Below are 14320 nucleotides of genomic sequence, written 5' to 3'. Positions count from 1 at the left end.
GGTCGGGATGGCCACCGAAGACTGTGTAGAAACCGAAGGGTTACAACTGCCCCGGTCGCGGATGGCGAACGAGCGGATGCACGCCCTGATCCCCGGGGGCGCGCACACCTATGCCAAGGGCGACGACCAGTACCCCGAGAACCTGGCTCCGGTCATCAGCCACGGCCGCGGTGCCCACGTGTGGGACATCGACGACAACCGCTACATCGAGTACGGATCCGGCCTGCGGTCGGTCAGCCTCGGCCACGCCCACCCACGCGTGATCGAGGCGGTGCGGCGGGAACTCGACCGTGGCAGCAACTTCGTCCGGCCGTCCATCGTGGAGGTCGAGGCCGCGGAACGCTTCCTGGCCACGGTGCCGACCGCCGAGATGGTGAAGTTCGCGAAGAACGGCTCCGACGCCACCACCGCCGCGGTGCGCCTCGCCCGCGCCGTCACCGGTCGCCCGCGGGTGGCCATCTGCGGCGACCATCCGTTCTTCTCCGTCGACGACTGGTTCATCGGCACCACGCCGATGTCCGCCGGCATTCCGGCGGCGACCACCGAGCTCACCGTGGCGTTCCCCTACGGAGACCTGGCCGCCACGGAGGCGCTGCTGACCCGGTATCAGGACGAGGTCGCCTGCCTGATCCTGGAACCCGCCGGCCACAGTGAGCCGCCGCCCGGATACCTCGCCGGCCTGCGCGAGCTGGCTGACCGGCACGGCTGCGTACTGATCTTCGATGAGATGATCACCGGCTTCCGCTGGTCGGAGGCGGGCGCCCAGGGCCTGTACGGGGTGGTCCCCGACCTTTCCACCTTCGGCAAGGCGCTGGGCAACGGGTTCGCCGTCTCGGCGCTGGCCGGGCGGCGCGAAGTGATGGAACCGGGCGGACTGCGTCACTCGGGCGACCGGGTGTTCCTGCTGTCGACCACGCACGGCGCGGAGACACACTCCCTGGCAGCCGCGATGGCCGTGCAGGCCACCTATGTCGAGGAGGGCGTCACCGCGCGGTTGCACGCCCTCGGCGAGCGGTTGGCCGCCGGTGTCCGTGACGCGGCGGCCGGCATGGGCGTCGGCGATCACATCGTCGTCCGGGGCCGGGCCAGCAACCTGGTCTTCGCCACCCTCGACGAGAACCTGCAGCCTTCGCAGGAGTACCGCACGCTGTTCCTGCGCCGGCTCCTCGCGGGCGGGGTGCTGGCTCCGTCGTTCGTGGTGAGCAGCGCGCTCAGCGACGCCGACATCGACCGCACCGTCGAGGTGGTGGCACAGGCATGCGCGGTGTACCGGAAGGCGCTGGACGCCGCCGACCCCACGCCCTGGCTGGCCGGGCGACCGGTGAAGCCCGTGTTCCGCCGCCTGGCGTGAACGGACGTCAGCGGCGCGCCCGCTGACCGGCGTCGGCCAACCGGTCGGCGATCCGGTCGACCAGCCAGGCGGTCGCCGGTACCACCGCCAGCGCGGTGCACCAGCCGCCGAGAGCGTCGGTCGGGTAGTGCGCGCCCAGGGCGACCTCCGCCCATCCCATCGCGGCGCCGGCGACCAGCGCCGCGGCGAGCACGAGTGACGTTCCGGCCGTACGGCCGAGGCCGAGCCGGTCGGTCGCGAGCAGCGCGGCGACGACGGCGAGCGCGGTGAGAAAGGTTGTGTGTCCGCTCGGGTAGGACAGGTTGTCGGCGCCGTGGATGGTACGTCCCACCAGGTGCTTGAGCAGCGTCGCCGTGCCCACGGCGAGGCCGGCGCCGGCAACCATGAGAACGGCCGCGCGAGGACGCCGAAGCAGCAGGCAGCCCGTCACGGCGGCCGCGACCACCATGGCCGATCCCGCGGGTTCCCCCAGGAAGTCCAGGGTCAGGGCGACGCGACGCCATGGTGGCCGCACGCTGTCCTCCGTCGGCTTGATGAGCCACCTGTCCACCCTGCCGGGCTGGCCGTGGCCGGCGTAGAGGACCGCGAGCACGACGACCACCAGCGCGGCGAGGGCCGCGACCAGCGCGAGCCGCGCGCGCAGCGACGGGGGCAGTATCGCGGGCGCCGGCCGGCCGCTCACACGCCCACCCGACCGTGTCGGCGGAGCGAGTGACCGCGCGCTCGCTGCAGGCGCGGTTCCTGCCGGTCCTCGGCCGTGATCATGAGCGCCACGCTATCGGACGCCGCAGGCAGCCGTGGCCGGTCGGTTACATCGGCGGCACCGCCACCGCGGAGGCCGTCGTCAGGCGTCATGCGCGCTCGACGAGATGGCCGTCCTTCTCGTCGTACAGCGCACCGGACTCCGGGCACTGCCAGCCGCCCGGCTCGCCGTCCCGCCCGACCAGCCGGACGCCGGCCCGGCCGACCCAGCCGATCCGGCGCGCGGGAACGCCGGCCACCAACGCGAAGTCCGGTACGTCCTCGGTCACCACGGCGCCCGCCGCGACCAGCGCCCACCGGCCGACGCGGACCGGTGCCACACACACCGAACGGGCCCCCAGCGACGCTCCCTCAGCCACCTCCACCGCCACGGCCTGCCAGTCGCCGCCGCGCTTCAGCCGGCCCGTCGGGTCCACCGAACGGGGGAAGCAGTCGTTGGTGAGGACGGCCGCCGGGCCCACGAACACCCCGTCACCGAGGACCGCGGGTTCATAGACCAGCGCGTAGTTCTGGAGCTTCACGTTGTCGCCGATCCGCACCCCCGGGCCGACATAGGCCCCCCGGCCCACGATGCACCCGCTGCCCAGCCGGGCGTCCTCCCGGACCTGGGCCAGATCCCAGACCGTCGTCCCGTCACCGATGGTGGCCGTCTCGTCGACCTGGGAGGTCGGCTGCATCCTGAAGTTCACGGGCTGAACCCTTCTCGCGGTGTCAGAGATGGACAGATGGGATCCGCCCCCGTTGTCTGCCCGGAAAACGCTTGGACTCCGTGGGGGCCGTCGCGGGACACTCCCCTTCCCTGGCCTGCACGAACCCGCGACCCCAGGATCGGGATGGGATCAACCGAAGCACGCGTGGCCACGCCGCGCAGGGGCTCCGTGCTCCTCGCGCTTCGCTACTACGGAGGGGAGCTGGCCCGGCTCCGTCGTCTCACCGCGCCCGCAGTTCTGCTGCCGGCGCTGGGCAACATCGGTCTGAACTACATCGCGCCGCTGCTCGTCGCCAAGCTCGTCGGCCGTATCTCCGCCGACCCCGGCATCGGCGTCGGCACGACGCTGCCGTACGTCCTCGGCTTCGCCGGCGTCATGCTGCTGGCGGAGGGCGTCTGGCGTATCGGGCTGCACTGTCTCAACCGTGTCGACGCGCTCGGCATCGAGCACCTGTACGTGATCGGCATGGACGAACTGTTCGCCAAGGACGCCGCGTTCTTCCACGACAACTTCGCCGGAGCGCTGACCAAACGGGTGCTGAGCTTCGCCTCCCGCTTCGAGGAGTTCGCCGACACCCTCACCTTCAACATCGTGGGCAGCCTCGTACCGCTGCTGTTCGGTGCCGTGGTGCTGTGGCACTACGAACCGCTGCTCGTCGTCGGGCTGTTGGCGATGATCGCGCTCACGGCGCTGTGCGCCGCGCCGCTCATCCGGCGCCGCCAGGCGCTCGTCGACCGGCGGGAGGAGGCGATCGCACGGGTGTCCGGGCATGTCGCAGACAGCCTGATGAACATGGAAACGGTCCGGGCGTTCGCCGCCGAGCGGCGCGAGGCCGCCGAGCACCGCAGGCGCGTCGCCCACTCGCGCCGGCTCACGCTGAAGTCGTGGGACTACGGCAACCTGCGCATCGACACGCTGGTCGCGCCGATGTGGGCGCTGACCAACGTTTTGGGGTTGCTGCTCGCGGTAGCGCTCGGCGGGGGCAGGCACGGGGTGGAGGAGGTGGTGGTCGCCTTCACGTACTACACCAACGCGACGAAGATCATGTTCGAGTTCAACCAGATCTACCGTCGTCTGGAGAGCTCGATGACGGAGGCCGCCCAGTTCACCGAACTGCTGCTGGTTCCGCCGACCGTGCTCGACCCGGTGTCGCCCCAGCCGGTGCTGCCGGGGCCGGCCGACGTCCGTTTCGAGCAGGTGACCTTCACCCACGGGGGAGGGAAACCGCTTTTCGAGGGCCTTGACCTGGCCGTCTCCAGCGGGACGAAGATCGGTCTCGTCGGCCGGTCCGGCGGCGGCAAGACCACGCTGACGCGGCTGCTGCTGCGGATGATGGACATCGACGCGGGCCGGATCCTGGTCGGCGGTCAGGACATCAGCCGGATGCGCCAGGCCGACCTGCGCGGTCTGATCGCCTATGTGCCGCAGGACCCGGCGATGTTCCACCGCACCCTGCGGGAGAACATCGCCTTCGCCCGGCCGGACGCCACGGACGCCGAGATCCGCCGTGCGGCCCGGGCGGCGCACGTCACGGAGTTCGCCGACGCCCTGCCGGACGGCTTCGACACCATGGTCGGCGAACGCGGCGTCAAGCTCTCCGGCGGCCAGCGTCAACGCGTCGCGCTGGCCCGGGCGATCCTTCGTGACGCACCGATCCTGCTGCTCGACGAGGCGACCAGCGCGCTGGACTCCGAGAGCGAGATCCTCGTCCAGGAAGCCCTGTGGCGGCTGATGGAGGGACGCACCGCGCTCGTGGTCGCGCACCGGCTGAGCACGGTCGCCGGCATGGACCGGCTCGTCGTCCTGGACCGTGGCCGGATCGTGGAGCAGGGCACCCACCAGGAACTCCTCGCCTCGGACGGCGCCTACGCCAAGTTGTGGCAGCACCAGTCGGGAGGCTTCCTCACCGAAGACACCGAAGACACCGAAGACACCGAAGACACCGACGACCGCCCGGCCGGGGTCGAACTGCGCTGAAGCACGCTGCTCGGCCGCCGAATCGACATCTCCCGGCATCGAACGACCAAACAACGGCGACGTCCCGCCGCCGAACACGCGATATCCGTCGACTCCTCTCAAGACCCGAAGACCCGGGCAACCCGCCGATAGCTTCCTCGTGTTGTCACACCGGTGATCGTCACCGTGTGACGCCGGGGAAGCCGTGCGGAGGTGCGTGAATGGATCCGGGGACACTGGTGGCGCAGGCTCTGACCGCGGGGGTGGGCGCCGGTCTGAGCGGTGCCGCCTCGTCCGCGGTGTCCGACTGCTACGCCGCGCTGAAGCAGGCCCTCGTCCGGCGGCTCGCGGGCAGGCCCGGGGCCCTGGAGCGCATCGAACTGCTGGAACGCCGGCCGAGCGGGTCGGCCGAAGGGCTCGCCCACGATCTCGTCATGGCCGGCGCCGTCGACGCCGAGGTGGTGGAGCACGCCCAGCGTTTGTTGGCCCTGATCGACCCGAACGCGGGCCCGCTCGCGAGGTACCGGGTCGATCTGCGGGAGGCCCGAGGCGTGCAGGTCGGCGACGGCAACACCCAGCACAACACGTTCGGTTAGGCGCCCGACCGACACTCACGGGCCGCAGAAAGCACCACGATGATGAGGAACAGCCGGACCAACGGCGTCCAGGCCGGCGACGGCAACACGCAGCACAACACCTACCTGCCGCCGCAGAAGCCCACGCACCGCCGTTCACGTGACTACGCGCCCACGGCGACCGTGACCGCGGGCGACCACTCCACGGTGACGCAGAAGAACACCCATCTGAAGTTCTCGGTCCCCGTGATCGGACCGATGATCGGCATGGCCTCCGCGCATCCCGTGATCGCCGGCGTGGCGGCGGTGACGATCATCGGGGGAGGCGGTCTCGCGACCAACGCCGCGCTGTCCGGCCCGCAGCCCTCCGTCTCGACGACGCTGGTCCGCGGGTTCCGCATGACGGACACCGGGGAAACGCCGACCGGTTACGACTTCACCCGCACACCGCCCGTGCCGGCGGGCTCGACCACCGACGCCATCTACGTCTCGGGCGGCTACCTGGTCGCGAGCAACGGCAAGCTGGCCTCCTGGAGTTCGGACAAGCTCCCCACCGGGGCCGACTGCCGCCGGGCGGTGACCGAACATCCCGTGCGACAGACCGTGGTCGGAGCCCACTACCTCACCTGCTACGTCGACCGCAACGGCAACCCCGGCTACATCCTGGTGACCGCCACGGCCACCGGATACACGACCGTCGACACCGCTCATCTCCGCTGACTCACCGGAAAGGTCCATCGCGGCGTCCGCGATGCGGGACGGCCCTCTTGACGTGCTTCCCGGTCCGATCGACACTCACTGAGGGAATCCTAGTGAACAGGTAGGGAAACATGAGGCGCCTTGAACCGGTCACCGTCCGAGTGGTCCGTTCGCCTCTTCTGACCTCCCGGCGCCACATCGATCTGCTGCGTGTCTGCAGCGCGATCGGGCCCCAGGGCTGAGCCGCCACCCTTCCCGCGCCGACAGTGCCCCTCGTGCCGCGCCCCGTCCGGCGCGCACGGGTGAGCCCTGACCCCAGAGCCCTGCCGCCGCCCCATTCCGCCTGCTCGACGTCGCTTCCGCCGCGCGTACGTCCGCGCCCGCTCCCGGGGAGAGTCATGACCGTCACACCGCTGGCCGCCCACACGACCCACCGACCCGCACCCGCCTTCCGGGGCCGGATCGGCCAGGACGCACGCAGTGGGCACTACGCCGTGCCGCGCCGCTACCGGTTGCACCTGGCCGCCGCCTGCGCGGACGGTCTGCGCATCGCCGTCGTGCACAGCCTGCTCGGCCTCGACGACATCTGTCCCGTGATCCTCCTGGACCCGGTCCCCGACTGTCCCGACGGGGGGCATTCCGCGCTGCGTCCGCTGTACGAGGCCAGCGCGCACCGATACACCGGCGCGGCCGTCGCGCCGGTGCTCAGCGACGACTGGTCGGGGCGGATCGTCAGCACCCACGCCACCGACATCACCCGCGACCTGGCCCGGCACTTCGGCGGCGGACGTCCGGCACTGTACCCGTGCGGAGCGGAGTTGGAGACCGAGGCCGTCGAGCGGATGAGCAGGGGAATCGCGCAGTTCGCGCAGCAGGCCGGGTCGACGGGCGGTGACGACGAGGACCGTGACGCCGCCCTGGAGCAACTGCTGGACTCCCTGGGCTCGTTGGAGCGCTGGCTCGTCGACCGCGAATTCCTGATCCGAGATCACATCACCGCCGCCGATGTCGAGTTGTGGGTCTCGCTGGTGCAACTCGACACCGTGCACCGCCACCACCTCGACGCCGCCGCGGTGCAGCGCATCGCCGACCACCCCACGCTGTGGGCCTACGCCCGCCGCCTGACCGCCCACCCGGCCTTCGGCACCCACCTCGACCTCGACGGCATCGCCCGCCGGCACCACGCCCACTGCCAGGGCCTGGAGGCCGCCGGCGCCGCCGTACAGATTCTGGACTGGGCGTCGTACGCCGCCCGCACGTCCTGAGGGTTCCACCTGATGGACCAGGATTGACATTCGTTCGGGCAATTGTCTTAACTACGGCCCAGAACGGTCATGAGTGTCAGCGACAAGCCCTGGCTTGCTGACCGGCAACCCTCGCTCCGCGGTGGGGTGCCCCAGGTGACGACCGGACCGGATGACGTTTCGGTAAGCGCGAGGGGCCCCAGGGGCCGGAAGAGCACGGTGACGGACATGTACGCAGCCTCCAGGACGGCCACGCGCCGCTCCCCGAGCTGCGTACAGCCGTACACGAACGTGCTCGTGGCCGACCGGAGCGTCGATCTGCTCCGCGTGAGCAGCGCACTGTGTACCGCACCGGGCCGTGCCCGCTGTCGGGGCTGACTCTCCTTCCCAGCCCCCGCGTTCCTGACGAACGCCGCGTTCGCGGTGTGCCGTCGTCCGCCCAGCCCCCGGTGCCCGAGCGTCACGTACTGCCGCCGTAGTACGCCGTGTTCGCAGTGCCCCAGGGGAAACCCGACTCCGCCGGAGCCCCCTCATGAGTGAACCCCCAGGCGCCGCCGTGTCCGTCACCGAGGCACCGCCGCAGCCCGACGCCCCGTCAAAACCACTCGCAGCGCAGCGAGTTCTGCCGCTGAGGCGACCGGGCCGCTGGATCGCCACCGCCGTCGTCCTGGTTCTGACGGCCCAGTTCGTCCACGGCCTGGTGACCAATCCGTTCTACCAGTGGGACCGGTTCGGCTACTGGTTCCTGCGGCCGACCGTCCTCGACGGGCTTGTGATCACCCTGGAAGTCACCGCCTACAGCGCGGTGCTGGGACTCCTCGGCGGCATCCTGCTCGCCCTGGCCCGGCTCTCGAAGAGCCCGGTACTGCGGGCGGTGAGCTGGACCTATGTCTGGGCTCTGCGCTCCATTCCACTGATCGTCCTCCTGCTGTTCCTCTACAACTTCAGCGCCCTGTACAAGACGCTGAGCGTCGGCGTCCCCTTCGGGCCGGCCTTCTTCTCCTTCGACGAGTCCCGGCTCGCCACCGACATGGTCATCGCGGTGATCGGCCTCAGCCTCAACGAGGCCGCCTACGCCGCGGAGGTCGTCCGCGGCGGCATCCTCTCCGTCGACCAGGGCCAGCACGAGGCGGCCTCGGCACTCGGTCTGCCCAGGGGCTACCAGTTCCGGAAGATCGTCCTTCCGCAGGCGCTGCGCTCGATCACCCCGAACTACGTCAACCAGCTCATCGGCCTCATCAAGAGCACCTCGCTGGTCTTCTACGTCTCCCTGCTCGACCTGTTCGGCACCGTGCAGTCCATGGGCTCCACCTACCCCGGAGACATCGTGCCGCTGCTCCTGGTCGCCACCGTCTGGTACCTGATCCTCACCAGCGCCGTGTCCGTCGTTCAGTTCTATGTCGAGCGGTACTACGCCCGGGGCGCCACCCGCTCCCTGCCGCCGACCCCGCTCCAGAAACTGCGCGCCGGTCTCACCGACCTGCGGGCCCGCATACGCAGGGAGGCCGCCGTATGACCGCCGCGACAGCCGTCGAGGTGCACGGTGTGCACAAGTGGTACGGCGCCCACCGCGTCCTGGACGGGGTCGACCTGACCGTGCGCCCCGGCGAGGTCACCGTCATCCTCGGCCCCTCGGGGTCCGGGAAGTCCACGCTCCTCAGGGTCATCAACCACCTGGAGAAACCGGAGATCGGCCACGTCAGCGTCAACGGCGAACCGATCGGCGTCCGCCGACAGGGCGACCGGCTGAAGGAGCTGAGCGAGCGCGCCATCCTCACCCAGCGCAGCCGCATCGGGTTCGTCTTCCAGAACTTCAACCTCTTCCCGCACCTGACCGTCCTCGACAACGTGGCCGCCGCCCCGGTGGCGACCGGGAAGCTCACCAGGACGGAGGCCAAGGAGCTCGCCCGTGAACTCCTCGGCCGGGTCGGCCTGGCCGACAGGACCGGTGCCTATCCACGGCAGTTGTCGGGAGGCCAGCAGCAGCGCGTGGCCATCGCCCGCGCCCTCGCCCTGCGTCCGGGAGTCATCCTCTTCGACGAACCGACCTCCGCCCTCGACCCCGAACTCGTCGGTGAAGTCCTGGCCGTCATCAAGGATCTGGCGACCGGCGGCACCACTCTCGTGATCGTCACCCACGAGATCGGCTTCGCCCGCGAGATCGCCGACCGGGTCGTCTTCATCGACGGCGGCCGCATCGTCGAGCAGGGCCCGCCCTCCGAGGTCCTGGACCGGCCGCGGCACGAGCGGACCCGGGACTTCCTGAGCAAGGTCCTCTGAACCGCCTTTCCCCCACTCCTGACCCCCTTTCTCCCAACTCCTAAGGACAGCCATGCCCATTCACCCCTCCCGACGCAGCCTGATACGCGGCATCACCGCGGCGACCACCGTCGCCACCCTCGCCGGCGGGCTCGCGGCCTGCGGCGGTGACAGCGACGCCGCCACCAGGACGACCGACAGCGCCGGCACGGTGACCGTGGGCCGGTTGTCCAACGGCGCCGCCAAGGAGACCGCGCTCAAGGTCGCCGAGGTGAAGTCCATCAGCGCCGAACTGCCCGCCGCCGTGAAGAAGAGCGGCAAGCTGGTCATCGGTTCCGGCACCCTGCCCTCCGGATCCCCGCCCCTGGGCTTCGTGGGCAGCGACCAGAAGACCCTCACCGGCTCCGAGACCGACCTGGCCCGCCTGGTCGCCGCCGTCCTCGGCCTGGAACCCGAGGTCAAGCGGTTCACGTGGGAGAACCTCTTCGTCGGCATCGACAGCGGCAAGGTGAACGTCGGGTTCTCGAACATCACCGACACCGAGGAGCGCAAGCAGAAGTACGAGTTCGCCTCCTACCGCAAGGACGACCTCGCCTTCGAGACGCTCAAGACCTCGAAGTGGACCTTCGACGGCGACTACGAGGCCCTCGCGGGCAAGACGGTCTCGGTCGGCGCCGGCACCAACCAGGAGCGGATCCTGCTGGAGTGGCAGGCCAAGCTGAAGAAGGAGGGCAAGAAGCTCACCATCAAGTACTTCCAGGACAGCCCCAGCATCTACCTGGCCCTCGCCAGCGGCAAGATCGACGCCTACCTGGGCCCCAGCCCCAACTCCTCCTACCACGTCACCCAGACCGCGAGCACGCCCAACGCGACCCGCATCGCGGGCCAGTACTCCGGTGCCGGCGAGACGCTCCAGGGCCTGATCGCCGCGACCGCCAAGAAGGGCAGCGGCCTCGCCAAGCCCCTCGCCGACGCGATCAACCACCTGATCGACAACGGCCAGTACGCCAAGTGGCTGGCCGCGTGGAACCTCTCCCACGACGCCGTCTCCAAGGCGGAGGTCAACCCGCCCGGGCTGCCGCTCGACAACTCCTGACCCGTCCTCGGCGAACCCGGTAGGAAAGGACTCCGCCTCCGTGGCCCAGCAGACCGACATCCGCGCAGGCGGAGCCTCCCTGAGACCCAACGCGCACGACACCTCCGTCCTCGACAACGCCGTATGGGCCGCCCTCGACGGCCCGCACGCCCACCTCGCCGAACGCGTCGGCCGCGCCGCCCGCTACCCGGACGACGTGTACGCCTTCGCCGCCCTGGCCGATCCCCGCGCCCCGGCCGCCTGGGCCGACCTGCGTACGCTCGTCGGCCCCGGAACCACCGTACGGATCAAGCCCGTTGAGACGGTCCCCGAAGGCTGGGAGATCGTCGGCGGGGGTGGGGGTACCTCCCATGCCCTTAAGGCTATGGGGGAGGGCGTCCAACTCGTCGACACCGCGCTGCGCGCCGAACCGGCCCCCGAGGCGGTACGGCTGGGCCCCGACGACGTACCCGAGATCCTGGACCTGGTCGCCCGCACCAAGCCGGGACCCTTCCTCAAGCGGACCATCGAACTCGGTACCTACCTCGGCATCCGCGACCACGAGCGCCTGATCGCCCTGGCCGGCGAGCGGCTCCGGCCGCCCGGCTGGACCGAGATCAGCGCGGTCTGCACCGACCCCGCGTACCGGGGCCGGGGCCTCGCCACCCGCCTGGTCCGCGCGGTCGCCGCCGGCATCCGGGAGCGCGGCGACACTCCGTTCCTGCACGCGGCGGCGAACAACACCAAGGCGATCCGGCTCTACGAGTCGATCGGATTCACCCTGCGCCGCCGCTCGCCCATCCTCCTCGTCCGCAGTCCAGGAACATCCCACCAGGGCCCGGTGTTGTGACTCACGACGAGATCCGCCGGGCGCCGTCGCGCGCCCAGAAGGAGGAGGTGACGGGCGTGACCAGCACCCTCCGCTCCGCCCACCTCCACTCCCGGCCCCACATCGATCTCCAGCGCGTGTCCACCGCGCTCTGTTGTTCCTGACCCGTCAGACGCCCCAGCCGCCGTGCCCCGCGCATCCGCGGGCCGGCCCTCTCGTACGGACCTCCAGGAAGGCACCCGCCCGTGTCCCCCTCATCTTCCTCTTCTTCGGCTCTCTCCTCACTGCATCTCGCCGTCGCTCTGGACGGCACCGGCTGGCACCCCGCCTCCTGGCGCGAGCCAGAGGCCCGGCCCCGCGACCTGCTCACCGCCGGATACTGGGCCGACCTGGTCGCCGAGGCAGAGCGCGGCCTGCTCGACTTCGTCACCATCGAGGACGGCCTCGGCCCGCAGTCCTCCCATTTCCTCGACCCCGACGAGCGCACCGACCAGGTACGCGGCCGGCTCGACGCCGTCCTGATCGCCTCGCGCATCGCCCCGCTCACCCGACACATAGGCCTGGTCCCCACCGTGGTGGCCACCCACACAGAGCCCTTCCACATCTCCAAGGCCGTCGCGACCCTCGACTACGTCAGCACGGGCCGGGCAGGCCTCCGTGTCCAGATCACCGCGCGCCCCAACGAGGCCGCACACTTCGGCCGCCGTTCGATCCCCCCGATCGAGGGATACGACAGCCCCGTGGTCACCGACCTCTTCGACGAGGCCGCCGACTACGTGGAGGCCGTGCGCCGGCTCTGGGACAGCTGGGAGGACGACGCCGAGATCCGCGACGCCGCCACCGGCCGTTTCATCGACCGGGACAAGCTGCACTACATCGACTTCGAGGGGAAGCACTTCAGCGTCAAGGGCCCCTCCATCACGCCACGACCGCCGCAGGGCCAGCCGCTCGTCACCGCCCTCGGTCACCAGACCGTCCCCTATCGGCTCATCGCCCGCCAGGCCGACGTCGGCTACGTCACCCCGCACGACACCGACCAGGCCCGCGCGATCGTCGCCGAGATCCGCGCCGAGCAGGAGACCGCCGGGCGGAGCGACGAACTCCTCCATGTCTTCGGCGACTTGGTCGTCTTCCTCGACGACGACCCCGCCGAGGCCGCCGCCCGCCGGGACCGTCTCGATGCGCTCGCGGGCGAGCCGTACCAGAGCGACGCCCGCATCTTCACCGGCAGCCCTTCCCAACTCGCGGATCTGCTCCGTGAGTTCCAGGCAGCCGGCCTCACCGGCTTCCGGTTGCGGCCCGCCGTCCTCGGCCACGACCTCCCGGCGATCACCCGCGGCCTGGTCCCCGAACTCCAGCGCCGGGGCGCCTTCCGCACCGCCTACGAGGCCGACACCCTGCGGGGCCTGCTCGGCCTCGGCCGCCCCGCCAACCGCTACGCCGCCGCCTGAGCCTTTGAGCCGGAAGGACCGCACGTCATGAGCAAGCCGCTGAAGCAGATCCACCTGGCCGCGCATTTCCCGGGCGTCAACAACACCACCGTGTGGAGCGACCCCGAGGCCGGCAGCCACATCGAGTTCAGCTCCTTCGCGCACTTCGCGAAGACCGCCGAACGCGCCAAGTTCGACTTCCTGTTCCTCGCCGAGGGCCTGCGTCTGCGGGAACAGGGCGGGAAGATCTACGACCTGGACGTCGTCGGCCGCCCCGACACCTTCACGGTCCTCGCCGCGCTGGCCGCCGTCACCGAGCACCTCGGCCTGACCGGCACCATCAACTCCACGTTCAACGAGCCCTACGAGGTGGCCCGCCAGTTCGCCAGCCTCGACCACCTCTCCGGCGGCCGCTCCGCATGGAACGTCGTCACCTCCTGGGACGCCTTCACCGGCGAGAACTTCCGCCGCGGCGGCTTCCTGCCCCAGGAGGAGCGCTACTCCCGCGCCAAGGAGTTCCTCGCCACCACCCAGGAGCTCTTCGACTCCTGGCACGGCGACGAGATCCTCGCCGATCAGGAGTCAGGGGTGTTCCTGCGGGACGCGAAGGCCGGCTCCTTCGTGCACACCGGTCAGCACTTCGACATCCACGGCCGGTTCAACGTCCCGCGCTCCCCGCAGGGCCGCCCGGTCGTCTTCCAGGCCGGCGACTCCGAGGAGGGCCGGGAGTTCGCCGCGTCCGGTGCCGACGCGATCTTCAGCCGGTACGCCACCCTCAAGGAGGGCCAGGCCTTCTACACGGACGTCAAGAACCGCCTTGCCAAGTACGGCCGCCGCCACGACCAGTTGCTGATCCTGCCCGCCGCCTCCTTCGCCCTCGCGGACACCGACGCCGAGGCCGAGGAACTGGCGCGGATCGTCAGGCGCCAGCAGGTCAGCGGAGCCACCGCGCTGAAGCACCTGGAGTTCGTCTGGAACCGGGACCTGTCGTCGTACGACCCCGAAGGACCGCTTCCCGACATCGACCCGGATGTCAGCGACAACCACATCTCCAAGGGGCGTGCCCAGGTCCGCATGTACCGCGACCCGCTGGCCACCGCCCGCGAATGGCGCGAACTGGCCGCCGCCAACAACTGGTCCATCCGCGACCTGGTCATCCACACCGGCAACCGGCAGAACTTCATCGGCTCGCCGGAGACGATCGCCCGCACGATCAACGAGTATGTGCAGGCCGACGCGAGCGACGGCTTCATCCTCGTCCCGCACATCACCCCGACCGGCCTCGACGCCTTCGCCGACAAGGTCGTCCCGCTCCTCCAGGAACAGGGCGTCTTCCGCACCGAGTACGAGGGCCCGACCCTCCGCCACCACCTCGGCCTGGCCCACCCGGACGACGTCCAGGACGAGCAGCGGGTCGCGTCGTGAAGCGA

The 14320-nt window shown here is 70.5% G+C and carries 15 protein-coding genes and 1 riboswitch; of the genes, 13 read left to right on the top strand and 2 right to left on the bottom strand.

Features of this window, described 5'->3' with window-relative positions:
• The first annotated feature begins 7 nt into the window (after nucleotides 1–7).
• Nucleotides 8–1351, top strand: coding sequence for a glutamate-1-semialdehyde 2,1-aminomutase (locus AQJ46_RS41435; RefSeq protein ID WP_059210495.1), 1344 nt, complete (start codon nucleotides 8–10; stop codon nucleotides 1349–1351).
• 7 nt (nucleotides 1352–1358) lie between these two features.
• Here the strand turns inward: AQJ46_RS41435 and AQJ46_RS41430 are convergent, their stop codons facing one another.
• Nucleotides 1359–2033 carry a phosphatase PAP2 family protein gene (locus AQJ46_RS41430; protein WP_059210494.1) on the bottom strand — a complete coding sequence of 225 codons (675 nt, stop codon included), beginning with the start codon at nucleotides 2031–2033 and terminating at the stop codon, nucleotides 1359–1361.
• A gap of 169 nt (nucleotides 2034–2202) precedes the next feature.
• Nucleotides 2203–2802 (bottom strand): acyltransferase, encoded by a 600-nt coding sequence (locus AQJ46_RS41425; protein ID WP_059210493.1) that lies wholly within the window; start codon nucleotides 2800–2802, stop codon nucleotides 2203–2205.
• 144 nt (nucleotides 2803–2946) lie between these two features.
• On the opposite strand from AQJ46_RS41425, the gene AQJ46_RS41420 reads away from it, so the two are divergent.
• The 12 genes from AQJ46_RS41420 (at nucleotide 2947) to AQJ46_RS41375 (ending at nucleotide 14315) form a co-directional block, all read left to right on the top strand.
• Entirely contained in the window at nucleotides 2947–4800 is a 1854-nt protein-coding gene (locus tag AQJ46_RS41420) for an ABC transporter ATP-binding protein (protein ID WP_059210492.1), read from the top strand.
• 200 nt (nucleotides 4801–5000) lie between these two features.
• Nucleotides 5001–5375 (top strand): hypothetical protein, encoded by a 375-nt coding sequence (locus AQJ46_RS41415; protein ID WP_059210491.1) that lies wholly within the window; start codon nucleotides 5001–5003, stop codon nucleotides 5373–5375.
• A gap of 39 nt (nucleotides 5376–5414) precedes the next feature.
• Nucleotides 5415–6074: a hypothetical protein gene (locus AQJ46_RS41410; protein ID WP_059210490.1), complete on the top strand. Its 660-nt coding sequence runs from the start codon at nucleotides 5415–5417 to the stop codon at nucleotides 6072–6074.
• A gap of 110 nt (nucleotides 6075–6184) precedes the next feature.
• Nucleotides 6185–6295, top strand: a complete 111-nt coding sequence (locus AQJ46_RS58860) for a putative leader peptide (protein ID WP_318656737.1) — start codon at nucleotides 6185–6187, stop codon at nucleotides 6293–6295.
• A 156-nt stretch (nucleotides 6296–6451) separates the two neighbouring features.
• Nucleotides 6452–7318, top strand: a complete 867-nt coding sequence (locus tag AQJ46_RS41405) for a glutathione S-transferase C-terminal domain-containing protein (protein WP_059210489.1) — start codon at nucleotides 6452–6454, stop codon at nucleotides 7316–7318.
• 65 nt (nucleotides 7319–7383) lie between these two features.
• A riboswitch (SAM riboswitch) is annotated at nucleotides 7384–7493 on the top strand.
• 336 nt (nucleotides 7494–7829) lie between these two features.
• Entirely contained in the window at nucleotides 7830–8813 is a 984-nt protein-coding gene (locus AQJ46_RS41400; protein WP_059210488.1) for an amino acid ABC transporter permease, read from the top strand.
• Entirely contained in the window at nucleotides 8810–9577 is a 768-nt protein-coding gene (locus AQJ46_RS41395) for an amino acid ABC transporter ATP-binding protein (RefSeq protein WP_059210487.1), read from the top strand. The genes AQJ46_RS41400 and AQJ46_RS41395 overlap by 4 nt, the downstream gene beginning before the upstream one ends.
• Before the next feature lie 52 nt (nucleotides 9578–9629).
• On the top strand, nucleotides 9630–10652 hold the full coding sequence (locus AQJ46_RS41390) for a transporter substrate-binding domain-containing protein (RefSeq protein WP_059210486.1): 1023 nt from the start codon (nucleotides 9630–9632) through the stop codon (nucleotides 10650–10652).
• 40 nt (nucleotides 10653–10692) lie between these two features.
• Complete coding sequence (locus AQJ46_RS41385) at nucleotides 10693–11481, top strand: GNAT family N-acetyltransferase (RefSeq protein WP_059210485.1); 789 nt, start codon at nucleotides 10693–10695, stop codon at nucleotides 11479–11481.
• Nucleotides 11478–11624 (top strand): putative leader peptide, encoded by a 147-nt coding sequence (locus AQJ46_RS58855; protein WP_318656384.1) that lies wholly within the window; start codon nucleotides 11478–11480, stop codon nucleotides 11622–11624. Before AQJ46_RS41385 ends, AQJ46_RS58855 begins: the two co-directional genes overlap by 4 nt.
• A gap of 81 nt (nucleotides 11625–11705) precedes the next feature.
• Nucleotides 11706–12911 carry an LLM class flavin-dependent oxidoreductase gene (locus tag AQJ46_RS41380; protein WP_059210484.1) on the top strand — a complete coding sequence of 402 codons (1206 nt, stop codon included), beginning with the start codon at nucleotides 11706–11708 and terminating at the stop codon, nucleotides 12909–12911.
• 27 nt (nucleotides 12912–12938) lie between these two features.
• Complete coding sequence (locus tag AQJ46_RS41375; protein ID WP_059210483.1) at nucleotides 12939–14315, top strand: NtaA/DmoA family FMN-dependent monooxygenase; 1377 nt, start codon at nucleotides 12939–12941, stop codon at nucleotides 14313–14315.
• Nucleotides 14316–14320: the final 5 nt, after the last annotated feature.

Origin of the sequence: Streptomyces canus (assembly GCF_001514145.1) — a bacterium.
Classification (GTDB): Bacteria; Actinomycetota; Actinomycetes; order Streptomycetales; family Streptomycetaceae; genus Streptomyces; species Streptomyces canus.
This window is presented reverse-complemented; position numbering and strand designations above follow the sequence as displayed.

What these genes read in the sequence shown, in the direction of transcription:
- AQJ46_RS41415 (WP_059210491.1), top strand. Translation starts at nt 5,001, where the DNA reads ATGGATCCGGGGACACTGGTGGCGCAGGCTCTGACCGCGGGGGTGGGC.
- AQJ46_RS41420 (WP_059210492.1), top strand. Translation starts at nt 2,947, where the DNA reads ATGGGATCAACCGAAGCACGCGTGGCCACGCCGCGCAGGGGCTCCGTG.
- AQJ46_RS41405 (WP_059210489.1), top strand. Translation starts at nt 6,452, where the DNA reads ATGACCGTCACACCGCTGGCCGCCCACACGACCCACCGACCCGCACCC.
- AQJ46_RS41375 (WP_059210483.1), top strand. Translation starts at nt 12,939, where the DNA reads ATGAGCAAGCCGCTGAAGCAGATCCACCTGGCCGCGCATTTCCCGGGC.
- AQJ46_RS41410 (WP_059210490.1), top strand. Translation starts at nt 5,415, where the DNA reads ATGATGAGGAACAGCCGGACCAACGGCGTCCAGGCCGGCGACGGCAAC.
- AQJ46_RS58860 (WP_318656737.1), top strand. Translation starts at nt 6,185, where the DNA reads ATGAGGCGCCTTGAACCGGTCACCGTCCGAGTGGTCCGTTCGCCTCTT.
- AQJ46_RS41390 (WP_059210486.1), top strand. Translation starts at nt 9,630, where the DNA reads ATGCCCATTCACCCCTCCCGACGCAGCCTGATACGCGGCATCACCGCG.
- AQJ46_RS41395 (WP_059210487.1), top strand. Translation starts at nt 8,810, where the DNA reads ATGACCGCCGCGACAGCCGTCGAGGTGCACGGTGTGCACAAGTGGTAC.
- AQJ46_RS41400 (WP_059210488.1), top strand. Translation starts at nt 7,830, where the DNA reads ATGAGTGAACCCCCAGGCGCCGCCGTGTCCGTCACCGAGGCACCGCCG.
- AQJ46_RS41435 (WP_059210495.1), top strand. Translation starts at nt 8, where the DNA reads ATGGCCACCGAAGACTGTGTAGAAACCGAAGGGTTACAACTGCCCCGG.